Origin of the sequence: Rothia sp. 27098_8_29, assembly GCF_041432785.1 — a bacterium.
In the GTDB taxonomy this organism is placed as follows: domain Bacteria; phylum Actinomycetota; class Actinomycetes; order Actinomycetales; family Micrococcaceae; genus Rothia; species Rothia mucilaginosa.
This window is the reverse complement of record NZ_JAPWAI010000001.1, coordinates 1,065,023-1,088,706: the sequence shown is the minus strand read 5'-3', so window position 1 is coordinate 1,088,706 and position 23,684 is coordinate 1,065,023. Positions and strand designations below refer to the sequence as shown.

At 56.1% G+C, this 23,684-nt stretch carries 17 protein-coding genes and 1 tRNA gene; 4 read left to right on the top strand and 14 right to left on the bottom strand.

What is annotated here, in order from left to right:
- Positions 1-213 precede the first annotated feature (213 nt).
- The 3 genes from O3649_RS04195 to O3649_RS04185 all read left to right on the top strand — a co-directional run bounded on the left by O3649_RS04195 (position 214) and on the right by O3649_RS04185 (position 6,480).
- Complete coding sequence (locus O3649_RS04195) at positions 214-3,324, top strand: peptidase (RefSeq protein ID WP_371572908.1); 3,111 nt, start codon at positions 214-216, stop codon at positions 3,322-3,324.
- Positions 3,325-3,902: 578 nt separating this feature from the next.
- Positions 3,903-6,110, top strand: coding sequence for an LPXTG cell wall anchor domain-containing protein (locus tag O3649_RS04190; RefSeq protein WP_070629569.1), 2,208 nt, complete (start codon positions 3,903-3,905; stop codon positions 6,108-6,110).
- A 297-nt stretch (positions 6,111-6,407) separates the two neighbouring features.
- Positions 6,408-6,480, top strand: a tRNA-Glu gene (locus tag O3649_RS04185).
- Positions 6,481-6,908: 428 nt separating this feature from the next.
- Here the strand turns inward: O3649_RS04185 and O3649_RS04180 are convergent.
- From O3649_RS04180 to msrA, 11 genes are all read right to left on the bottom strand, one after another.
- Positions 6,909-7,754: a DUF6318 family protein gene (locus O3649_RS04180; protein ID WP_070629570.1), complete on the bottom strand. Its 846-nt coding sequence runs from the start codon at positions 7,752-7,754 to the stop codon at positions 6,909-6,911.
- A 173-nt stretch (positions 7,755-7,927) separates the two neighbouring features.
- The gene (locus O3649_RS04175; protein WP_070629571.1) at positions 7,928-8,632 is read right to left on the bottom strand and encodes a DUF6318 family protein; all 705 of its coding nucleotides are present in this window, start codon (positions 8,630-8,632) and stop codon (positions 7,928-7,930) included.
- Between the two features lie 174 nt (positions 8,633-8,806).
- Complete coding sequence (locus O3649_RS04170; protein WP_070629572.1) at positions 8,807-9,517, bottom strand: DUF6318 family protein; 711 nt, start codon at positions 9,515-9,517, stop codon at positions 8,807-8,809.
- Positions 9,518-9,709: 192 nt separating this feature from the next.
- Positions 9,710-10,477, bottom strand: a complete 768-nt coding sequence (locus tag O3649_RS04165) for a DUF6318 family protein (RefSeq protein ID WP_005507528.1) — start codon at positions 10,475-10,477, stop codon at positions 9,710-9,712.
- 106 nt (positions 10,478-10,583) lie between these two features.
- Positions 10,584-11,384: a DUF6318 family protein gene (locus O3649_RS04160; protein WP_200963120.1), complete on the bottom strand. Its 801-nt coding sequence runs from the start codon at positions 11,382-11,384 to the stop codon at positions 10,584-10,586.
- A gap of 39 nt (positions 11,385-11,423) precedes the next feature.
- Entirely contained in the window at positions 11,424-12,176 is a 753-nt protein-coding gene (locus O3649_RS04155) for a DUF6318 family protein (RefSeq protein WP_070616693.1), read from the bottom strand.
- Between the two features lie 250 nt (positions 12,177-12,426).
- Entirely contained in the window at positions 12,427-13,197 is a 771-nt protein-coding gene (locus O3649_RS04150) for a DUF6318 family protein (protein WP_070688196.1), read from the bottom strand.
- Between the two features lie 260 nt (positions 13,198-13,457).
- Complete coding sequence (locus O3649_RS04145) at positions 13,458-14,243, bottom strand: DUF6318 family protein (protein ID WP_070819719.1); 786 nt, start codon at positions 14,241-14,243, stop codon at positions 13,458-13,460.
- A gap of 265 nt (positions 14,244-14,508) precedes the next feature.
- Positions 14,509-15,297 (bottom strand): DUF6318 family protein, encoded by a 789-nt coding sequence (locus O3649_RS04140; RefSeq protein ID WP_371572903.1) that lies wholly within the window; start codon positions 15,295-15,297, stop codon positions 14,509-14,511.
- A gap of 140 nt (positions 15,298-15,437) precedes the next feature.
- Positions 15,438-16,202 carry a DUF6318 family protein gene (locus tag O3649_RS04135; RefSeq protein WP_070616697.1) on the bottom strand — a complete coding sequence of 255 codons (765 nt, stop codon included), beginning with the start codon at positions 16,200-16,202 and terminating at the stop codon, positions 15,438-15,440.
- 213 nt (positions 16,203-16,415) lie between these two features.
- A complete protein-coding gene (msrA, locus tag O3649_RS04130; protein ID WP_371572900.1) occupies positions 16,416-16,937 on the bottom strand; it encodes a peptide-methionine (S)-S-oxide reductase MsrA in 522 nt (173 codons plus the stop codon).
- Positions 16,938-17,035: 98 nt separating this feature from the next.
- On the opposite strand from msrA, the gene O3649_RS04125 reads away from it, so the two are divergent.
- Positions 17,036-17,968 carry a Nif3-like dinuclear metal center hexameric protein gene (locus tag O3649_RS04125; protein WP_070649511.1) on the top strand — a complete coding sequence of 311 codons (933 nt, stop codon included), beginning with the start codon at positions 17,036-17,038 and terminating at the stop codon, positions 17,966-17,968.
- 119 nt (positions 17,969-18,087) lie between these two features.
- Here O3649_RS04125 and O3649_RS04120 read toward each other — a convergent pair whose 3' ends face one another.
- The 3 genes from O3649_RS04120 to O3649_RS04110 form a co-directional block, all read right to left on the bottom strand.
- Positions 18,088-19,716: an S-layer homology domain-containing protein gene (locus O3649_RS04120; protein WP_070629578.1), complete on the bottom strand. Its 1,629-nt coding sequence runs from the start codon at positions 19,714-19,716 to the stop codon at positions 18,088-18,090.
- Between the two features lie 339 nt (positions 19,717-20,055).
- The gene (locus O3649_RS04115) at positions 20,056-21,627 is read right to left on the bottom strand and encodes a gluconolactonase (RefSeq protein WP_371572898.1); all 1,572 of its coding nucleotides are present in this window, start codon (positions 21,625-21,627) and stop codon (positions 20,056-20,058) included.
- A gap of 275 nt (positions 21,628-21,902) precedes the next feature.
- Positions 21,903-23,471 carry an S-layer homology domain-containing protein gene (locus O3649_RS04110; protein WP_070629580.1) on the bottom strand — a complete coding sequence of 523 codons (1,569 nt, stop codon included), beginning with the start codon at positions 23,469-23,471 and terminating at the stop codon, positions 21,903-21,905.
- Positions 23,472-23,684 lie beyond the last annotated feature (213 nt).

The following is a 23,684-nucleotide window of genomic DNA, read 5'->3' as shown; positions in this document are numbered from 1 at the left end:
ATGCCTAAAATCTTGCAAAATCCTGTGCGCTAAGTAAGTATTACCTGGAAGGTAAGTTAAAGGTTGCCTTACTTAATACTGTGTGAAGACTAGTTTCCTTCCTCGTGGGCCCACGAAACCCACACCAAAGAGCAGGAAAAACGCGGCGCCTCACCACCCATCGGTGGGGGAGAGACGCACCTTCACACACCACCCACGAAAAAGGACATACATATGAACCTCGCTTCAAGCAAGGCATTCAAGGGCCTCGCCGTTGGATCGCTGGCACTGGCAATTTCCGGCGTTGCCACCATCCCCGCATCGTTCGCGGCAGACTCCACCCCGGTAGCAAGCCAGAGCACTGACGCTCGCACCATCACCGATAAGGCGATGGCAAAGATCACCCAGGGCCTACCCGGCCAGTTCCAGGTCGCATACTCCAAGAAGACCAACAAGATTTGGGTTGCGGGCACCGCTGACCGCGACGAGCACGTTTCTACGATTGCTCGCATTGACGCAAACTCCCTGAAGATTGAGGCTGTCGCCGAGCTGCCCATCGTCAAGAACGACAAGGGCTACTCCTACGAGGGTGCGTACGGTATCACCGTCGATGACGAGGAAGGTACCGTGTGGGTGACCAGCACCCGCGATAACTCCGTTGCCGTGTACGATCAGGCGACCATGAAGCAGCTGTGGACCAATGCGGGTCTGAGCAAGGACGACCCGAACTGGATTGAGCACCCCCGCGAGGTGCGTGTCGATCACGAGTCGGGTAAGGCTTTCGTGACCGGTCGCTTCTTTGTCTCGGCTATCGATCTGAAGACCAAGCAGGTTGAGAAGATTCAGCTTGAGGGCGCACCCGATGGCGGTACCCGCTACATCAGCATGAACATTCTGGTGGACGGCGGCAAGCTGTACGTGCCCGAACGCACCGGCGGCAAACTCTTCGTGATCGACACCAAGACCTTCAAGGTCGAGAAGACCATCTCTGTGAAGGGCGATAAGGACGGCGAGGTTCGCCCCTCCGACGTGGCTATTGACCACTCCCAGAACGAAATTTACGTCTCCTCCCAGGGTATGAAGGGCGCGAACTCCGGCGTGTCCATCTACGACGCGACCACCCACGAGTTCAAGAAGTTCATCCCCTTCGGCACCCAGGCACTCGCACTGGACAACGACGAGGCGAACGACCTGGTGTACGTCTCTGACTTCGGCACCGGCAAGGTCGGCGTGATTGACGGCGGCGCAGCAGACAAGCTGATCGCTGAGGTCGCCATGAACGGCGGCAAGGCAAACGACCTGGTCGTACTGCCCAACGGCTCCGTTATCGCTGTGGACAAGCAGGCTGGCGCAACCGCAACCGTGCCTTACGTCCTCGACGGCACCACCGGCACCGTCAGCACCTCAGATAAGGTCACCAGCAAGCCTTCTAAGGACAAGCAGGGCAACGAGGTTCCCGCCAAGACCTCCGAGATTCAGGCGAACTCCATCCTGAAGTTCAAGGTCACCGCAACCGCAGGCGACAACTCCGAGGTCAAGCAGGTCACCCCCGAAACCCGCGAGTTCCAGGGCTACCCGGCAACCGCCACCAAGACCACCAAGGCAACCGACGCCACCACCCCCTCCACCGAGGCACACCGCACCGTGGATGCAAACGGTAGCGTTGCGAACATCATTCAGGGTCTGCCCGGCCAGTTCCAGGTTGGCTACTCCAAGAAGAACCACAAGCTGTTCGTGCCCACCGTGGGTGCACGCGGCGGCCTCGCTTCCTCCCTGGCACGCGTGGATGCAGACACCCTGCAGACCGAGGCTTTCGCCGAGCTGCCCGTGAAGAAGAACGACAAGGGCCAGTACGGTTACACCTCCGCGTACGGCGTGACCGTTGATGACGTGGACGGCACCGTCTGGGTCACCAACACCACCGACAACTCCGTGGCAGTGTACGACCAGCAGACCCTCAAGCTCATCTGGACCAACGAGGGTGTGAAGAAAGACGACCCGAACTGGATTGAGCACCCCCGCTCCGTTTTGGTTGACCACGAGTCCGGTAAGGCGTTCGTGACCGGCCGCTTCTTCGTCTCCGCTATCGACCTGAAGACCAAGCAGGTTGAGAAGATTCAGCTCGAGGGCGCACCCGACGGCGGCACCCGCTACGTGAGCATGAACCTGTTCCTCGACGGCGGCAAGCTGTACGTGCCCGAGCGCACCGGCGGCAAGCTCTTCGTCGTGGACACCAAGACCTTCAAGGTCGAGAAGACCATCCAGACTCAGGGTGAGGATTCCACCGTTGAGGTTCGCCCCTCCGACGTTGCTGTGGACCACTCGCTGAATGAGATTTACGTCTCTTCCCAGGGTGTGAAGGGCGTCAACTCCGGTATCTCCGTGTACGACCTGACCACCGGCGAGTTCAAGAAGTTTGTCAAGTTCGGCACCCAGGCGCTCGCTCTGGAGCACGATGAGGACCGCGACCTGGTGTACGTAACCGACTTCGGTACCGGCAAGGTGGCTGTCTTCGACGGCCGCGCTGACGAGGTCATCGGCGAGGTTGAGATGAACGGCGCAGCCGCGAACGACGTGACCCTGCTCAAGGACGGCTCCGTACTGGTTGTTGACAAGAAGGACCGCGACGAGAAGGTGACCCTGCCCTACGTGCTCAACGGCACCACCGGCGAAATCACCACCGCCAGCGAGTACACCACCCTGCCCACCAAGGATCGCCAGGGTAACGACGTTCCCGCATCGGTTCAGCAGCTGAAGGCTAACTCGATTCTGAAGTTCAAGGTTGGCGTGAAGGACACCGACGCGAGCGCAGCTCCGGTGGGTATCACCCCGACTTCGCTGGATTTCGCGGGTTACCCGACGGTGACCGGTGTGAAGGCTGAGGAATCGAAGCCGGCTGACCCGAAGGCTGAGGACAAGAAGGCTGAGGACAAGAAGGCAGAAGATAAGAAGTCTGAGGACGCTAAGTCCGAGGATAAGAAGTCTGACGCTAAGTCTGAGAACACCGCAGAGGCTAAGGACCAGACCTCCAAGGATCAGGCATCTCAGTCTGATTCGAAGTCTGACTCTAAGACCGGTGCACAGGACTCCAAGTCTGCTCCGGATGCTGTGAAGGCTGATAAGTCCGGTTCGGCTGTGAAGAACGGTGGCTCCTCTGCAGGTGGCTCCGATAATTTGGGCGGTGGCTCCTCGGTAGCTAAGAGCGACGCAGGTTCCTCGCAGGCTGGCTCTTCGCGTGGCGCTCTGGCGAACACCGGTGCTAATGCTGTGATGCCGCTGGTTGCTTTCGCTTCTGTGGCTCTGATTGCGGGTGCTGCTCTGGTGATGCGCCGCCGCAAGGCATAAGCGTAGCGTTTAGTTTTCGGGCGTAAATGCTCGATGTAACGCGTGAGAAGGCGGGTATTTTCTCTTTCGGATTCTTCGAATCTGGGGGAGGGGTACCCGCCTTTTGTGTGCCCGCTTGGGGTTATTCTGGGTAACTTATACAGTAAATATTTATATATGTGCACACGCTTGTAAAAATATAGGTTTTGAATGTCGAGAAAATGTGTAACCCGTGGTGAATATCGCAGATGCACCTCACCTAAACTTTTACATTAATGTGTAAATATAAAAGCATCACAATACCCCCTGGCAACCAGGGTTTTTGCCCGCAAGAGCAAGGAAAAACCCTGAAATCGCCTCAACCTTCACGTGATACTGAAGGTGAATTTGGGGGTCGCTCATAAAAACACAAAACACACCCACGTCGCTGCTTGTATTTTCCTGGGAAAACACTGAGGATTAGAAGGTAGGTAAATTTATGCGTTACCTGCATTTCTGCTTTTCGTGCCGTCGAATATGTCACCGCATATTCACGGGTGTCTCGTTAGCATTCGCATGCGGCATGTGAGCACTTCCGTTACACATTTGAAGGACACACATTGAACCTCACTCCCTCCTCGGGTAAAGCACTGAAGGGGCTCGCTGTTGGCTCCCTGGCGCTCGCAATCTCCGGCGCAGCCATGATCCCTGCCTCCTTCGCAGCACCGAATACCGCACATCAGACCGCTTCCTCCAGCGCCTCGGTTCCTTCCACCGCATCGCTGAGCCGCGTTGTTGACACCTCCGCGTCCGTCGCGCAGATTACCCAGGGTCTGCCCGGCCAGTACCAGGTTGCATACTCTAAGGCGACCAACAAGATTTGGATGGTCGGCGTGGGCGCCCGCGGCGACCTCGCCTCCACCATTGCTCGTGTCAACGCAGACACTCTTCAGATTGAAGAAGTGGCGGCGCTTCCCTTCGAGCTGGATAAGAACGGCGAATTTGGCTACATTTCCGCGTATGGCATCACTGTTGATGACGTGTCCGGTACCGTGTGGGTTACTAACACCACCGACAACTCCCTGTCTGTGTTCGACCAGAGCACCATGGAGCAGATTTGGACTAACCACGGTATCTCCGAGAGTGACCCGAACTGGATTGAGCACCCCCGCTCTGTGCTGGTGGATCACAACTCCGGTAAGGTGTTCGTGACCGGCCGCTACTATGTGTCCGCAATCGACATGAAGACCTTCGAGGTCACCAAGTTGCAGCTGGAAGGTGCCCCCAACGGTGGTACCCGCTACATCGGCATGAACATGACCGTTGACGGCGACAAGCTGTACGTGCCCGAGCGCACCGGCGGCAAGGTCTTCGTGATCAACACTCATACGTTCAAGACCGAGCAGGTTATTCAGACCCGCGGCGAGAACTCCTCCGTTGAGGTTCGCCCCTCTGACGTCACTATTGACCACTCCGAGAACGAAATTTACGTCTCCTCGCAGGGTGTGGATGGCGTGAACTCCGGTATCTCCGTCTACGATCTGACCACCGGTGCGTTCAAGAAGTTCGTCAAGTTCGGCACCCAGGCGCTGTCCATGGAGAACGACGAGGGTCGCGACCTGGTGTACGTGACCGATTTCGGTACCGGCAAGATCGCTATCTTTGACGCTAAGACCGACCGCGTAATCGGTGAGGTTGAGATGAACGGCGGTAAGGCTAACGACCTGACCGTCACCGAGGACGGCTCCGTCATCGCAGTGGACAAGCAGGATATCGCTAACACCACCGCGGCTGTGCCCTACGTGCTGAACTCGAAGACCGGCGACGGCACCATGACCGACACCTACACCTCCAAGGCGACCGTGGATCGTAACGGCAAGGCTGTTCCTTCCTCGCAGCAGAAGCTGGTTCCGAACTCCATCGTGAAGTTCTACGCCGAGGTTTCCGAGGGTGAGTTCACCTCCACCGCGACCATTAACCCCGCTAAGGTTCCCTTCCAGGGCTACCCGAAGCAGGCTACCGCAGTGCTGATTGACCCCACCCTGAACTTCGCTGAGGGCACCGTCGACATTACCCGCCCCTACACCTTCCACGTCTCCGGCTACGACTTTGAGAAGCCCCCGGCAGAAGGTATTCGCCTGTTCCTCGTCAAGGAAGGCGAATGGTCGATGGGTTACGACAAACTGACCGATAGCGAACTGGCAAACATTCAGAAGGTCTCCACTGTCGTTCCTGCGAGCGCGTTTGTCTACAACGCACGCACCGGCAAGTACTCCTTCGAGGCAACTCTGCGTGTTCCGGCGAACACCATGCAGTACAGCCAGGGCTACATGCTCGGTACCGTCACCGCTGGTTCTGATGTGGCTACCAACCGCAATTACGATTCGGCTGTTTCGCTGATTGTTAACGATGCGAAGGATGCCGGTAATGCAGATAATCGCGACGAGGCTGACGAGCCGGCATTCCCGACCAATGCTTCGGCATCGCCTTCCGCATCTGCTGCAGTAGAAAAGAAGCCGGCAGCTGAGCAGCCTAAGGGCGAACAGTCGAAGGGTGAGCAGTCGAAGGCTGAGGAAGCTAACGACCAGCTGGGAACCACCGCGAAGACCGCGCCGCTGAAGAACTCTTCTTCGGTGAAGTCTGAGGGTCAGTCTAAGGGCTCCGGTTCGGATTCTCAGGTGAGCGCTTCGGCGACCAAGTCTGCGCCTCAGAGCAAGGGCTCGCTGGCTAAGACCGGTGCTCAGAATGTTCTGAGCCTGGCTGCTGTTGGTGCGTTTGCGCTGATTGCTGGCGCCGCTGTGATGGTGCTTCGCCGCCGTAAGGCATAGTTTCTTGCTCTAGTTTGAGCGGATGCGCCCCGTACACTGTGCGGGGCGCATTTTTGTGCCCTGATACTGTCGTGCTTGATTGAGCTGGAGGTAGGCGCGGCGGGTGCTTGAGGCAGCCTGCTTGAGGTAGTCGGGGGAATGCCTGGTGTAGCTGGAAAAGAGTCTGTGCCGGGGGTCTTGCACTAAGTGTAAAATATGTGATTCAATTCACCACTTTTCGATTTGGTTGTTTCTGGGAACCTCTGTATAGTTATATGTGTTGCCAGGGAGACCTGGTAAAAGAGATGTAAATCTCATGGCCCCATCGTATAGCGGCCTAGTACTCCGCCCTCTCACGGCGGCAACACCGGTTCAAATCCGGTTGGGGTCACACTAGGAAATAAACCCTCAGTCTTCTGGCTGAGGGTTTATTTGTTTATCGGGCAAAACTGAGCCCAGATTCTATGGTGCCGCCGTGAGCCTCTCACGGCGCCGCTCCTTACGTCGCGGCACTCCGGGGCATGATGGATTTCCTCGCACGCTCGGCATCATGCCCCGCCACTTCTTACGGCGTGGCATTCGGACGCATAATGAAATCCCTCGCGCGCTCGGCATTATGCGCCCTCATCACCGTACCCATCCGGTTGGGGTCACACTAGGAAAAAGCCTTGATTTTTCGGAATCAAGGCTTTTTTGTTTATATCTGTCTTTATTCAAGAAAGAATAAAAGCGAAAAGCCACATGTGTTTCGAAAAGCAACCATAATGGTGGCTTCTCGAAACACATGTGGCTTCTCAGCGGTATAAAGGGGATCTGAATCTACTGTGCCGATGCCTCAGCAGAAGCAGTGGTAGCCTCCGCAGAGGCAGAACCCTCAGCCGAAGCGCTCGGGCTCAGCGACGGAACCGGCGAAGCAGAAGCAGTACCCGGAGCGCGACGCACCATACGCCAAGTGCCGTCCTGGTAATGCGCCACAATCTGACCAGCCACCGGCTTACCGGGGTACTTGAACACCTCAGTCAGAGGCTGCACACGATCATTGGTCTTGCTGTACACGCCAGCACCCTCAGCACCATCAATCACCATATCGGTTGCCCAAGTGTAGTAGCCGGTGCGGGTATCCTTGGTCGGGCGGTCAGCAGTCAACGACAGAACCATCGGACGCTCCGAACCAATAACCCAGCCGGTCTCCGAAGCGTACATGCTCTGGAAGAACTCAGCCACAGTCGAGTAATCGCCGGTGTGGTCAATGTTCGTGAAGCGTGCACCGTCACCGGTCAGCAGCAGGTAGTTCAGGGTAGCCTGCCAGTACGCAATGAACGCGTGCAGACCCTCAACACTGTTCTCACGCAGCTTCGCCGGCTCCACGGGAATCGCGACGTTCACTGCCTTGTGCTCCTTGGTGCCGGGCTCAAAAGTGCCGGTGGAGGAGTAGTCGGCAAGAACGACCTCACCCTTCATGCTGGGGCCGGGTTCAATGGTGGTGGTTGCCTCCGCGGTGGGGGAGACGGATGCGGTAGCGCTCGCGGATGCCGAAGACTCGGGTGCGGATGCGCTCGCGGTTGCTGAAGATTCGGAGGACTTTGAGGAACATGCGGCAAGAAGTGCAGCGGTGCCCAGGCCCAGTGCGGTCAGGGCGGTGCGGCGGGTATACATGGTAGACATGGGGCTCTTTCTGAGGTGAATAAAGTATGTGCCGGTATTGAACTAATTCCAGAATATCGCAGGGGAGCGGCCAGCCCAATGTTGTGTGCGCCTTCAATGCCGTAAAAGCGGCGGTAGATGACGAAAAACACGGGGCACAGAGATTTTCGCACGACTACGATATGACCGGGGTTCTAAATGGAGGTGCCGGAGCTGCTCGCGCTTGAGCTGGGTGAGCTCGTTGTAAGTTTGGCTGGTTCATTCCGAACCGTCCAGGCACCATCCTGATACTCCAAGATAAAGAAGAACTCATAATCACCGGGGCCGCTACTCAATGAGGCCATGGTGAGTTCCCTGCCATCTGTGTAGTGAATCTTTGCTTCCTTGTTATACCGGCCAACACCCAGCCAGCGGTACTGTTGTTCGTCAACCTTCTGCGGAGCGTCCTCGGTCAGCTCTGCTGAGAACGGCGCATCAGTACCGTACACCCAGCCAGTGTTCTTCTCATAAAATTCGACGAAAGGTTCGGCCTTGTAGATATCATTTCGGTTTATATCCACAGCCTTAAACGGCTCAATGTCGCCGGTAATCATAAGGTAATTGAAAGAAGCCAACCAGTAGTTTATGGCAGCGTACATGCCCTCCGTCGTTTTGGCTTTCATCTCTGCAGGAGGGGCAGGCTTGGGTGGATTCTCCGCCTTTTTCGAGCTGGTTGCGGGAATGTAGGTGCCGCGTGATTCGTAGCCGTTGAACTTCAAGTCGCCCTTGTAGGAGCGCTGTGTATCGGGCGTGCTCTGGTTGCTGAGCGGGCGAATATCGCTTGCGCAGGCGGTCAAGGAGGCGAGCGCGGCGGTGGCGGCGATGCCAAGGGCGGCGCGTCGGGTCACGAAGGTAGACATAAGGTACCCTTCAATAGATTATCGGTGTATCTATTTCAGAGTACCTTAGTGTATTTGGATATGTTTATGATTTCTTGGGGATCAAACCTGGGAAAATGCTACAAAAACTGCGTTAGCTAACGAAAAGTGCTGTTTGTTAGGTGTACGTGGTGTCGGTGTCTATGCCACTGCATCCTAAACGTTGAGGCCAGAATTGCTTCCGCCCGAGGAGTCGGGGGTAGCTGTCGAAGAGCTTTTCGTCTCAATGGTGACCATCCACGTATTGTTCCGATAATTCAACACAAAAGTGACCTCATCATTAGCAGAGCTGCCGCTCGTATCTGCAATGTGAATATCCCTGTCCTCCGGTACGTAATGGAGAACGGCGGCCTTATGGTTACGGCCAATACCCTTCCAACGGTACTGCTCATCGTCAACCTTCTGTGGAGTCTCATCGATCAGCTCAGCCAAGAGCGGCGTATCGGTGCCGTACATCCACCCCTCATCCTTCGCGTACAAGTCTACGTATATCTTCATCTTCTGTACGTAGATACCGTCTAGGTCCACGTCCTTGAACGGGGCAGCGTCGCCGGTAACCGTCAGATAGTTCAGGGCTGCGAGCCAGTAGCCCAGCGCCGCATACATGCCCGAGATCGTCTTCGACTTTATGTTCTCAGGAGGAACGGGCATGGGCGGGTTCTCCGCCTTCTTCGTGGTGCTTGCGGGGCGGTAGGTTCCGGTGGACTTGTAGCTATTGAACTTCAACTCGCCCTTGTAGGGGCGCATCGGGTCAACTATGCTCGGGTCCTCCAGCGGGCGAATATCACTTGCGCAGGCAGTCAGGGAAGCGAGCGCGGCAGCGGTAGCAACGCCCAGGGCGGTGCGGCGAGTAACGAAAGTAGGCATGAGAACCCCTAAACGGTTTGTCAGTGTATTTTTAAGCGTACCCGAAGGAACTGACGCATGTTCAAAGTCCGCTCATGAACGCATAAGGGAACATCGCCACCGCACGTAGGTAAAGAGGAAGCCCCCGCATGCAATCTCAACTGCATACGGGAGCTTCCCTCACTTTTAGAACCAGCCGCTTAGAGGCGGGTTTTAGGCGCTAGCGCTGCTCTTCTCGGAAGAGGATGCATCAGCATCCTCATCACTGAGCATGTACCACGCGCCGTCCTTGTAGTCCGCCGCGAAGTTGGTTGCCTCGCTCTTAGTGGATCCATCGACTAGGGGAGCGGGGTCCTGACCCTCAATGTGGATCTTCGCGTTGGGGTCATAGATGATGCGTCCGAGCCAATCGTAGCGGTTGGGTCCGCCCGCGACCTTCTTCGGGGCGTCGGTCAGAAGCTGAACGGTAACCGGCGCATCCGTGTCGTATACCCAGCCCCTGCCGGAAGAGTAGATGATAACAGCATTGCTGCCCTCGTTCGCATAGTGGGAGTACGGGTCAGCCTTCTTGAGCGGCTCGTAATCGCCCGTCATAAACATGTAATTGAAGCTCGCCAGCCAGTAGCTGAGGAACTGGTACATGCCTTCAACGGTTGCCTCGTTCATCTTCTCCGGAACAACAGGCTTCGGCACGTTCTGTGCCTTCTTTTCAGCCGTGGCAGGAACGTACTCGCCGTTCTTCTCGTACTTGTCGAGCTTCACCGTGCCCTTATACGACTTCTTGCCGGAATCAGCGGCAGACGCTGAAGCGGATGCGCTCGCAGATTCAGAAGCACTTGCCGAAGGTGAAGCCTCACCGGAAGGAGAAGAAGAGCTATCAGCCAGCGGGCGGATATCGCTAGCGCAGGCAGTCAGCGCTACAGCCGCACCGGCACCGGTAGCAGCCGCTAGTGCGGCACGTCGAGAAAGAAAAGTTGCCATGAAAAATCCTTAAGTAGTGCGTAGGGTCATGGGCCTAAGCCCTAAATCTTATGCGCCTGTAAGCGAGGTGAATCCCCGCCCCTAAGACGGACTCAGCAAAGATGCTCTAGGCATTCTTAGCGTTAGCCTCATCGGATGCTTTGGTGCTCGGGCTCGCAGAGCCTTGTCCATGTACCTTGGTGGGGTAAGTGAACCACTTGCCGTCCTGATACGACAATTTCAGGTCGGAAAGCTCAGGCTCCATGGAAGTGTTCTGGTACATAGGCCTGTTTCCCTTACCCTCAACATGCATCATCGCCTTAGAATCTTTGGACAGCGTGATACGCCAGTAGTAGAGGGAGTCGCTACCCGATACCTTCTCAGGTTGCGGGGTCATAATCTCAGCCTGAAGCGCATGCTCCGAACCGTAAAACCACCCCTCATTGGACTCATAAAAAGTCACATAATCATGGAAAGACTTCACATCCCTGCCGGAGGGGTCAGCCTGCTTCAACGGCTCATCGTCACCGGTGAGCACCAGATAGTTGACGCTGGCAAGCCAAAAACTAAAGGCAGAGTATGCGCCATCAATGGTTTTCTCATGCATATTCGCCGGAGGGAGGGGCTTGGGCACATTCTGCGCCTTGTGCGTCTCATCCGCGGGGACGTACTCACCCTTCTTCTCATAGTTATCGAACTTTACCGGCCCCAGATAAGACTTCTCAGAAGAACCATCCGCAGAGGATGAGCTAGCAGAAGCGGAGGGGCTAGCAGAGGCGCTAGAACTTGCTGAAGAGGAAGCCTCTCCAGAAGCAGACGGGGAGCTATCAGCCAACGGACGAATATCGCTGGAGCAGGCGCTCAGCATCGTAATAGCGCCCGCACCGGCAGCTAGTAGGACTGCACGCCGAGAAAGGAAAGTCGTCATCAGAAATCCTTAAGTAGTGAGTATCAGAAGGAGCGGAATTTAACTGTTATTGTCCAAGAGCATGCGCCACATGCCCTCTTTGTACTCCATGATGAACTTCGTCGTGCGAGGAATCGTCTTTTCCTCCTCAACGATAGTCGCATCAGGCTCACCCTCAATGTGGTACTTAGCGGCAGGATCATAAGCAACAGTCACAAGCCATTCATAACGGTCCTGCTTATTAGCAACCGGCTGAAGCTCATTCTCCGCAATCTCAATCTTGTACGGCTGATCCGAACCGTAAATCCAACCCAGACCCGACTCGTAGAGCTTAATCATGGTCCTAGAGTTCCTCAAAAAAGCCTTCGCAGGATCCGCCTTCATCAGCGGCTCAACATCGCCGGTCAGAATCAGATAATTCTGGGAAGCAAGCCAATAACCCATCAGAGCGTAAGCACCCTCGGGGCTGTTCTCCTTCATCTTCTCCGGGATAAGAGGCTTCGGCACGTTCTGCGCCGGCGCCTCCGCACTCGCCGGAATGTAGGTGCCGCTCCGCTCGTAGTTATTGAACTTAATCGGACCCACGTATGAGCCGGGCGTGTGATCATCGGTAGGAGAAGGTGACGCCGAGGCGCTCACAGAAGAGGAAGCCGCGCCAGAAGTAGCGCCAGAAGCAGCATTAGAAGCTGAACCAGAGGAACCACCCGAGCCCTGCGACAGCGGACGAATATCAGTAGCGCACGCAGTCAGCGCTGCAAGAATACCGGTCGCACCCACGCCCAGGAGAGTACGTCGAGTGAAGAAGGTAGTCATCGGAAGCCCTTCGTTGGAACCAATACAGAACAGATAAAAACACCGTGCGCCAGAGCAGGCGTAGACGCCCTGTAAAGACCTATCAGTACGTCAATGTATACGCCTTTAAGGTTACCCGAGAGCCACCAAATAGCCCCGTGACCACTTCGAATGTTCAGAAAATTAAGACCCCACACCCAGCGTTTTACCAGGTGCGGGGTCTTCCATCATGAGAAGTCAGCATGCGAGGGAACCTTCAGCAATACGGCAACTATGCGGCGCTAGACAACTCCCACTTGCCGTCCTTGTAATCCAGTCGGAACCTCGCCACCTTCTTCTTCGACTCATCAGCACTCGTCGCCTTCTCCGGCTGACCATTGTAATGCCGCATCATCTTGGGATCCATATAGGAATAGCCCTCCCAAATAAAGCGAGTATTATTGCTACCCGGCACCTCACGGGGCGCATCCGTCAGCAGCTCAACAATATACGGAGTTTCCGTACCGTACACCCAACCCAAACCCGACGCATACAGCTTAATCGTGCTGGGATACTTCTCCCAGCCGTAACCATCATGGTAAACGATCTCAATCGGACCAGGGTTACCCGTCATCATGAGGTAATTCAAGCTCGCCAGCCAGAAACTCAAGAAAGCATACGCACCATCAACGCTGTGCTCCTTCATATTCGCCGGAGGAACAGGCTTCGGCATATTCTGAGCCATCTGCGTAGCGCTTGCCGGAACGTACTCACCGGTCTTCTCATAGCTATCAAACTTCATTGGACCCTTATAGGACTTACCCGAAGACGGAAGACCCGAGGCTACAGAAGCACTCGCAGGCGCCGAAGCAGAAGGAGACGCCGATGCGCCAGCAGACGCCGATGCAGACGCAGATTCGGAGGTGGTCGCCGCCTCCGACGGAGAAGCTGAGCCGGTGCTGCCAGCCAGCGGGCGAATATCGCTAGCGCACGCAGTCAACGCAGAAAGTGCACCCGCAACAGCAACACCCAGAGCGGTACGTCGAGTGAAGAAAGTAGTCATCGGAAGTCCTTCGTCGGATCCTTCACCCACAAAGCCGTCAGCACGAGGCTCAAACCTGCAGGTAAAGACCATATGTAGTACGTCAATGTATATACGTTAAGCGTACCCGAGGCACTCTCAGCCGACCCCGAACACCCGCAGGGTTTCCCCCTGAGTGTTCCCTGGGTTTTTGGCAAAAGAAACCCCCACCCACGGTGCATGACCGCAGGCGGGGGAGAAGCCTATCTTAAACCGTTAGGCCTGAACCGTTATGGTGGGGTCTAGACAGAAGAAGAGTTAGAAGAAGAACCGGAAGCCGCCGAAGAAGAGCCCTCATTGCCGGTAAGCATAAACCACTTACCGTCCTTGTACTCCACAGCAGCCTTCATCAGCTTGCCATTCGGGCTAGAAGACGTCTTAAAAGGTAGGTCAGACTTACCCTTACGATGAATCTTCGCATCTGCGCTGTAGTTCATGTAGCCCGGCCAGTAGTAACGGGTGCCGCTACCGGAAGGCTTCTGCGGTGCACTACTAATCAACTCCATAGTAACCGGGGTGTCCGTACCGTACATCCAGCCCAGATCACTCTCGTACATCAACGTAAATTCCTGCAGGCTCTTCGCATACACATCTGCAGGGTCAGCCTTCTTCATCGGCTCAGCATCACCGGTCATCAGCACATAGTTGAAGCTCGCCAGCCAGTAGCCAATGAACGCATACATGCCATCAATGTTCTGCTCGTTCATGTTCGCCGGAACGAGAGGTTTGGGCACATTCTGTGCCTTCTTCTCAGCCGTAGCAGGAACGTATTCGCCGTTCTTCTCGAAGTTATCGAACTTCACAAGGCCCTTATAGGACTTGTCAGAAGAGGAAGACGAAGCCGATGCCGAAGCGCTCGCGGATGCGCTTTCGGACGCACTCGCCGAGGCCTCACCGGAGGGGGAACTATCAGCCAGCGGACGGATATCGCTAGCGCACGCGGTCAATGCAGCCAGCATACCGGCGCCGGTTGCACCCAGCACCACGCGGCGGGACATGCCAACAGAGGTGGGGGAATGGCTCGTCATTATCAGCCTTTCAAAGGAAGTCAACAAAGGAAATTGAGTGAGTTGACAACCTCATCATACCGGTAAGCACACAGATACCCGGCAGTAGCCGTCATCGAGTGCCGATGACAAAGCAACCTAATACCGCTGCAAAGCAATCTAAATGCCGCAGCAAAGCATCACCGAGTTCCGGCATAAAGAAACCCCCGCCCACGGTGCATTACCGGGGGGGGGGGGGGAGAGAAGCCTATCTTAAGCCGTTAGACCTTACCCATAGGATAGGTGCTTAGACAGAAGAAGAACTCGAAGAAGAATCGGAAGCCGCCGAAGAAGAGCTCTCATCGCCGGTGAGCATAATCCACTTACCGTCCTTGTACTCCACACCAACCTTCGTCAGTTCCCGCGAGCTATCCTCCATAAAGGGTTCATCAGGGCCCTGACCTTCAGCGTGAATCTTCATGTCTGCGCTGTAACTCATGTATCCCAACCAGTCATAGCGAATTCGGCTACCGGAAATTTTCTGCGGTGAATCAGAAAGCAACTCAAGAGTAATAGGAGTATCCGCACCGTAGAGCCAGCCCGCATTATTTTCATAGGCAATCGTCAAATTCCGGTAATTCTCCAGTGCATCCGCAGATTCGACCTTCTGCAGCGGCTCAGAATCGCCGGTCATTAGCAGATAGTTGGAACTCGCCAACCAATAACCAACGAACGCGTAAATACCGTCAACGTTCTGCTCGTTCATGTTCGCCGGAACGAGGGGCTTGGGCACGTTCTGCGCCTTATGAGTGGCGGTCGCCGGAACGTACTCGCCGTTCTTCTCGAAGTTATCAAACTTCACGAGGCCCTTATAATGCTTGCCGGAAGAAGCAGAAGGCGAAGCGCTAGCTGAGGCACTAGCTGAAGCGCTCGCGGATGCACTAGCAGAACCGGAAGTAGAGTTAGACGCCGAGCCATCAGCCAGTGGGCGAATATCGCTAGCACAAGCGGTCAACGCGGCAAGTGCACCAGCGGCGGTCGCACCCAGCGCCACGCGGCGGCTCACACGGGTAGATATGGGGGAAGGGCTCGTCATTATCAGCCTTTCAAAAGAAGTCAACAAAGGAAATAGAGTGAGTTGACACCCATATCATACCGTAAACACGCATATAGATATCAAATGTTACTACTTGTATCCTTTTGCGAAGAAAGGTCTAAAAAGCTGCAATTAGCGCACTAGGAAGCCGAAGTGCTCGCAGAACCCGAGCTCTTACCAGCATCCTTATCCTTCTGGGTACTCATAAACCAAGCACCCTCCTTATACTCCACAACAATCCTCATCGCCTGACCCTGAGAATCTTCTGCCCTAGCCAGCGACTTATCGCGGTTATCACCCTCCGTCAGATGCCTCTTCGCATTCTGATCAACCAGGGAACGAGCACGCCAGAAATAACGAATACGGTCGCCCTCAACCTGCGTGGGAGTATCCGTCAACAGGTACACAGACATCGGCTCACTCGTATCGTAAATCCAGCCGCGACCCGTCTCATAGAGCTTAACCATCGGCTCAAGCTCCTTATAGTATTCGCTACTCGGATCCGTCTTCTTCAACGGCTCAATATCACCCGTCAACGCCAAATAATTAAAGCTAGAAATCCAATAGCCAATCAGCGCATAAATACCGTCAATGCTCAGCTCCTGCACCTTCTCCGGCATAATCGGTTTGGGCACATTCTGCGCCTTCTTCTCAGCCGTGGCAGGCACATACTCGCCGTTCTTCTCAAAGTTATCGAACGTGACCTTACCCTGATACGACTTATTCGCAGACGGCAACGTCGACGAAGCAGAGGGGCTCGCGCTCGCTGACTCAGAGGTGGCAGCATCAACCGGCGGATGCACCGTACGCGCACACGCAGACAACACAGCGGCAAGACCAACACCGCCCGCACCCAACACGGCGCGGCGGCTCAAGGCGACGGGCTTAGAAGAGGGGCTAGTCATCAGCAGTCTTTCGGTGAGGTCAACGGATGTGGGGAGTGAGTCGACACCCCCATCATACCGGGCGCACCTTATAGCAACCGTAAAGCACCGGCGAATAACAAATAGTCAGGCGCATATGAAGACACCCCATAGCTGCCACACAACAAAAGACAGCTACGGGGTGAACAACGTAATACGCCTCGGCTGAACCGGGCCCACCGGCTAGCAGAGTAGTTAACGGAGCAGATGCGCAAAATTACGGCGCGCCTGAGCCACCTTCGGGCTCACCACAAACGCACAATAACCCTGCGCCGGATTCAACGCGTAATAATTCTGGTGATACTTCTCAGCCTCATAGAACACGCCCAGGGGCTTAATCTCCGTAACAATGGGGGAGGGGTACAGCTGCTGAGCACGCGCCACCGCACGCTCAAATGCCTCACGCTGCTGCTCATCCGCGTAGAAAAGCACCGAACGGTACTGTGAACCGGTATCCGCACCCTGACGATCCCAGCTGGTCGGATCGTGGCTCGTGAAGAAAATATCCAGCACCGTATCCAGGTCAATCACCTGCGGGTCAAAGCTGAGCTTCAGCGCCTCCTGATGCCCGGTCGCACCCGAACACACCGAACGATAATCGGGGTCGGGAGTATCGCCGCCCGTGTAGCCGCAGACGCTCTCCTCAACCCCGCGGAACTGGCGGTACACCGCATCCAGGCACCAGAAACAGCCGCCGGCAAGAACAACATCAGTCATGATTCCTCCTTGAACTATAAAACCACACTACCTGAAGAACACCGCCGAGCCGCATAATATTCCTGAGCTGCCGCCGCGCCACCTGCCACAATAGAGGTATGACTGAAAAACTAGAAACCCCCACCCTCGCAGAAGTCGTCGACGCCTTCCACACGCTCTTCCCGCCGCAGCTCGCCGCCGGATGGGACGCATCCGGCCTCGTCGCCGGACGTGGCGCCGCTAAAGTGAGCACCGTCCTCTTCGCAGTAGACGCCCTCACCGCCACCGCTGAAGAAGCTGTAGCCGAAGGCGCGCAGCTGCTCATCACCCACCACCCGCTGCTGCTACGCGGCGCAAAGTTCATCCCCGACAGCGACTACAAAGGCAACGTTCTGCACACCCTCATCGAAGGCGGATGCGGCCTGCTCGGCGCGCACACCAACGCCGATGCCGCCGTCGAAGGTGTGAACGAAGCACTCTGTGACGCTATCGGTCTGATTGACCGCGAACCGCTCACCGAAGCGCAAACCCAGGTACTTGACGAGCAGGAACACGCGGTAGGCACCGGCCGCCTCGGCACCCTGCCCGAAGAAATCACCCTCAAGGAGCTTGCAGAACGCCTCGCAGCGGCACTGCCCGCAACCGCCGGTGGCCTGCGCATCGCCGGACGTGCCGACCAGCCGATCCGCCGCGTCGCCCTCTGCGGTGGTGCCGGTGACTCCCTCTTCGACGCTGTGCGCGCCACTGACGCGCAGGTGTACATTACAGCCGACCTGCGCCACCACCCCGCCAGCGAATTCCGCGAAACCGCACGAGTTGACGGTAGCAACATCGCCCTGATTGATTGCTCCCATGCAGCTAGCGAATCCCTCTGGCTGCAGTCGGCGGCAAACCGCCTGCGCGCCCTGCTCGCTGAGCGCGGCTTCGCTATCGAAACGAAGCTGTCCGCACTGAACACCGACCCGTGGGACTTCACCGTCTCCACCGGCGTGGCAACCGGTCAGGACGCGCACTCGGCAAGCACCGCCGCAGCCCCCGCATGGGAACTCTAGGGCGAGAATTCTAGGGGAGAGAACTCTAGAAGAATCCGCGCAGATTCCCTCAATGCGTAAGAGCCCGGGCACCCCGTCCGTTGTGACGAGGTGCCCGGGCTAGAACCGGCTCGGTCTACTTAGTTAGCAATGCGATACAGGCCGGTAGTGGTAGGGTGCATAACACGATGCCAGTAATAGAACGTTATCCAGTCCAATTCAATGCGGGTCACAGCATGATTCGGTTCAAACATGCCGGTCTCGGGAGTAATAACATTCTGCTGGGTAGCCCACAGAATCTCACGGTAGAACGCGGAATCCGGCGTAACATCCGGGAAGGACGAAACACCCGATACTTCCGGTGAACCAGACGCACGGTAAATCATTGCGGCAACGGTTGCATTCGTGAGACCGTCCTCCGCGTGGAACTTTCCGTCAGGTCCGCCGAAAGTAACGCCCTTTTCACGAGCCCAAATGTAGGCGGCGTAGTTCGGATTGTCCGTCTTCACATCCGGCCACGGAGAGACTTCAGGAAGGTCCACCTTGGGGCTGCCCTTCATCTCATAAAGGGCGGAAGCCAGCTCACCGCGGGTGGCAGGCTGCTTCTGTTCCTCGTCGTTCAGCGATGTCGAAAAGTACATACGTTCCTCTACGGGTACGTAAGCATTCGTGAACCGCTGGACACCCTCAAACTTCAAATCCTGGTGCGCCAAAAGAACGCCGCGGTGCTCCGGGGCAAAACCCACCATCGGCGTGATGAGAGTCTTATCCGTCTTGCTGGGGTAACCGTAGTCGCTCCACGCCTCAATGACGTACTGCTTGGACGGATCCAGCGTGTTCGCGGGAATCTTGAGATTGACGAAAGCGAAGCCTCCCTCCAGGCCCGTCTCGTATTCATCATCACCGTGGGCGTAACGCTTCATCTCGCTCATAACCAGGACGGGGGAACCCGTGCCCTTCTCGCGAATGACGTACATCATACCCTCAACGCCGGGGATGTCAGTCCCTACGAAGCCCTGACCCTGAATCAGCAGCTCCTGATCCTTCGTGGTGTCCTTCAAAGCGTCGTATTTCAACTTAGGTGCGAAGGTGTCGAAGTGATAATCATTGGTGCTCAGACCGTGATGCGTCACAACGTTCTTGCGAGCCCAGATATCCTGAACGGTCGACTGCGGCTGGCCCTCGGGCTCGGCGAGGATGCCAACCTCGTAACGCACCTTGTCCAGAGTCATATCCGGGAAATACTCCGTGAGAGTGTAGTAACTCGGCAAAGTATTAGCCTCAACATTCAGAGGGGCGACAAAGGTGCCGTCATCGTCAATGGTGAAGTCCTTGCCCTCTTCAAACCGCAGAAGAGTGTCGGTAATCTGCAGAGCGTTATAGGGGACGTTCTCCTCGGGCGCGATGTAGATGACAACCTTGCCGTGCTGCTCCCGCCACTCCTTGGTGAAGCCGGTGCCCAGAACCGTAATTTTACTGTCCTCACCGGTGTACAGGCCGTCGCCCTCTTGCTTGAAGACGTCACGGCCGTCCTGGTAGTAGTAATCCTCATAGACAACGGTGAAAGACGGCTCATCCGCGACATCCTGAGTTGCAGGGGCGGGGGTATTGGCAGTCGGTGCGTTAGCAACGGGCGCGTTTGCGGTGGGCGCTGCGTCCTGGGCTAACGCCGGGGTCAGCGGCAGGACCATCACGCCCGCCAGTGCGAGTGCGCTACAATTCCGAGCCGCGCGGAGGAATGAAGACTTAGAGTTCGGAAGTGAGGACATAAGACATCCTTAAAGTTGTTTCTCGCAGGGCTCTGCGGGCTCAGCAGTGGGTAGGGAGCTCACCGTTGAATCCGCACACACCCTATGAGAAAAGTGGTTGAAAGCCCCGTCGGTTTCGGGGATATTCTCACCCTATCAAAGCGTTGAACGATTGTCAGGAAACACTCAAGGAGTACTTTAAGGTTTCGAGAAATCTCACACAGCGGTAGCTGTTAAAAGCTGAACCCCGTGCTCCCGAACAGAAAACCATTCGGGAGCACGGGGAACCAGAGAGTTATCCGACGCGCCGCACGCGCCCTCAAGGTAAAACCCGAGGGGATGCGGGCGGTCTAAACGACCTTACTTAGCGCGAGCCTGGAACGCCTCAATCAGAGTCTCCAACTCACCATGAGTCACCATGTACTGAGCATCGAAAGCGCCGTTAGCGTTCAGCACCACCTTGTTCTGCTGAGCCCACAGAATCTCACGGTAGAACGCCGAACCGGGAGCCACATCACTGTACGGGGAGTCGCCCTTAACCGCAGGCGAACCAGCCGCACGGTAGGTGAACGCCGCAACGGTAGCGTTCGAAATGCCTGCATCAGCATGGAACTTGCCGTCCGACCAGCCGAAGGTAATACCCTTCTGACGAGCCCACACGTACGCGGGGAAGTTCGGGTCGGTGGTCTTCACATCCGGCCAGGGAGAAGTTTCAGGCAGCTTCACCTCGGGGGTGCCCGCCTGAATGTACAGGGCAGCTGCGAGCTCACCGCGGGTAGCGAGGGTCTCCAGCTTCTCGTCGGAAGGATCAGGGTTCTGGTTATCGTCCTCATTGGGGTCCTGAGCGTTGGGCAGGTTAGCATCCCTATAACCGTTCGTGCCGTTCAGGTCCAGGTCCTGCCATGCGAGTAGGGTACCGCGGCCCTTGGTGGACCTGCCCACGACCGGTGCGATCAGCTTGCCGTTATTGCCGTAACCGTCATTAGCCCAGACCTCAATCACGTACTTCTTCGAAGCATTCAGAGTGTTTGCCGGAAGATTCACGGTACCGTTCAGGTTGCCATCACGGTACGCCGAAGACTGGGTGGGGTGGTCAAACTCGATAATGTCGCTGGTTGCCAGAACCGGGGTGTTCGAGCCCTTCTCACGAACCACGAGCTGAACGCCCCTAACGGAGTGAATATCGCCGTTAAACCCCTGGCCACCAACGTTCAGATCCTGTGATTTTGCGGGGTCAGTCACAGCGTTGTAACCCAGGCGCGGTGCGAACGGCGCCGGCTTCTCGCCCATAGTATTCAGCACCTGGGTGCTCACCACGTTCTTGCTGGTCCACAGCTCCTGAGCGGTCAGCGGCTTCTGATCCTTCTGTTCAGCAACCACGCGAATTTCGTAGAGGACATCGTACTTGGTGCCGCCGGTCGGGTCGTCGAAGTTGTCATCATCGATGAAGTAGTAGGCAGCAAGCTTGTACGCCTCAACCTTCAGGTCAGCCTCAAAAGTGCCGTCATCGGCAATGGTGAAGTCCTGACCCTCCACGAAGCGCAGCATCTTCGAAGTCGGAATCTCGTAGCCAGAGGGCGCGTAGTTCGCGGGGGCAATATACAGCGCCACGGTGCCGTGCTGAGCACGCCACTCCTTGGTGTAACCCGCACCCTTCACATGAACGGTACCGCCCTCAGTCGTGACGAGGACGGGGTTCACACCGTCGTACTTGTAACCGTCAGGGATGGAAACCTCAAGGGTCGGGGTAGCCGCAGCGTCCTGGTCGGCTACCTGCGGGGTAGCGGCAGCAACAGCGGCATCAGCGGCAGGAGCTGCATTCTGAGCCAGTGCCGGGGCCAACGGCAGAACCATAGCACCAGCCAACGCCAGCGCGCTGCAACCCTGAGCGGCGCGGAGGAAAGAATATTTAGAATTCGGAAGCGAGGACATAAGACATCCTTAAAGTTGTTTCTCGCAGGGCTCTGCGGGCTCAACGGCGGGTAGGGAATTCGCCGTTGAATCTGCACACACCCTATGAGAAAAGTGGTTGAAAGCCCCGTCGGTTGCGGGGACATTTTCACCCTATCAAACCCTCAGGTAGATGTCAGAGAACACTCAAGGGAAGCTTGAAAGTTTTGAGGCGTTTCACAGGTTAATCAGCCGGTAAAAGCTGAACCCCGTGCACCCGGTGAGAAGAAGACTCTCAGGATGCACGGGGTTATGACTCAGACTAGAACCAGCCCACCATAGTCAGTGCGGTTCTGAAAAATGAACATCATCTGCTCCAGCTCACCACGATTTACCATCGTGGTCGCCTCAAAAATACCCCTCTGCGGGTTAATGACACCATGCTGAGCAGACCACAAAATCTCACGGTAGAAGGCGGAACTCGGATTCACATCCGTAAACGAAGAAACACCGGAAACAGCTGGGGAACCTGCTGCACGGTAGGTGAACGCCGCAACAGTAGCGCGTGAAATACCTGCATCCGCATGGAACTTACCATCAGACCAGCCGAAGCTGATGCCCTTCTCACGAACCCAAATGTACGCAGCGTAGTTCGGGTCGTCTGTCTTTACATCCGGCCACGGGGAGACTGCAGGGAGGTTCACCTTGGGGGCGCCAGCTTGAAGGTACAGTGCCGCAGCTAGCTCACCGCGAGTAGCGCGCTGCTGCTGTTCCTCATCGCTAAGCTTTGAGAAGAGGTGCTTATACTTGGGCTTGGGTAAAGATACATTCGTGAATTCCTTAAGACCTTCAAACTTCAGGTCCTGACGGCCCATAAGGACACCGCGGTGCTCCGGCGCTAAACCCACCAGCGGTGTAATCAGAGTCTTATCCGTCTGGCTGACATAGCCATAGTCGCTCCATGCTTCAAGGACGTACTGCTTAGACGGATCCAGAGTGTTCGCGGGAATTTTGATGGTTTTGTAAACAGCATTTCCCCACAGCTGAAGTGTGCCATTGCCACGATCGTAGTAGCGCTCCATCTCGCTCATGAGCAGGACGGGGGTGCCGGTGCCCTTCTCTCGAATCGTGTACATGACACCCTCACGGCCGGGGAGTTCATTCGCGCTGAAACCCTCACCCTCAATCATCACCTCCTGATCTTTCGCGGTGTCCTTCAGGGCATCGTACCTCCAATGGGTCCCGATAATTTTAGGATGGCGACGGGCATATATCGGCTGGTGGATAGCTACATTCTTACGAGCCCAAATATCCTCAATGGTCGGCCACGGCTGATCCTCGCCCACGGTAAGGATGCCAATCTCATAACGCACCTCTTCCCAGCGGAAATTCGGGGCATCATAACGGATGGGGTCGTAGAAAGTAGCCAAGTCGCCATATTTGATAGTCAGGGTGGCCTCAAAAGTGCCGTCATCGGCAATAGGGAAACGCCAACCTTCTTTAAAGAAAAGCACCGACGTTGAAGGCTCAGTGTTGCCGGGACGATCTTTTGTGGCGGCAATGTAAAGGACTGCCTTGCCGTGCTGCTCACGCCATTCCTTGGTGAGGCCGGTGCCCCTCACCGTAATTTCGTTGTACTTATCGGTGTACAAAGCCGCACCCTCCCCATAATCAATGGTGAAAGACGGGCCATCCGTGACGTCCTGAGAAACCGGGGAAGCGGTATTGGCAACCGGCGCGTTAGCGACAGAATTGTTAGTGACCGGTACTGTATCCTGAGCTAGCACCGGAGTCATCGGCAGAACCATCGCGCCAGCCAACATGAGCGCGCAACAACCCTGCGTTGCACGGCGGAATGAAGACTTAGAACTCGGAAGTGAGGACATAAAGCATCCTTAGGGTACGTCCCATTGGATGTTTGCAATTCCTGCAGGATGATTTCCGGCCGATTCTTCACCGTCGAAGTTGCGCTGACCCAATAAGAAATTCGTTGATTATCCCCGTCGGTTTTGGGGGTAGCCTCAGCATATCAAACCCTTAATGAGAAGTCGTGAGAAATCTCAAGGAATAGTTGAAAGTTTTGAATTCTGTGCCGCAAT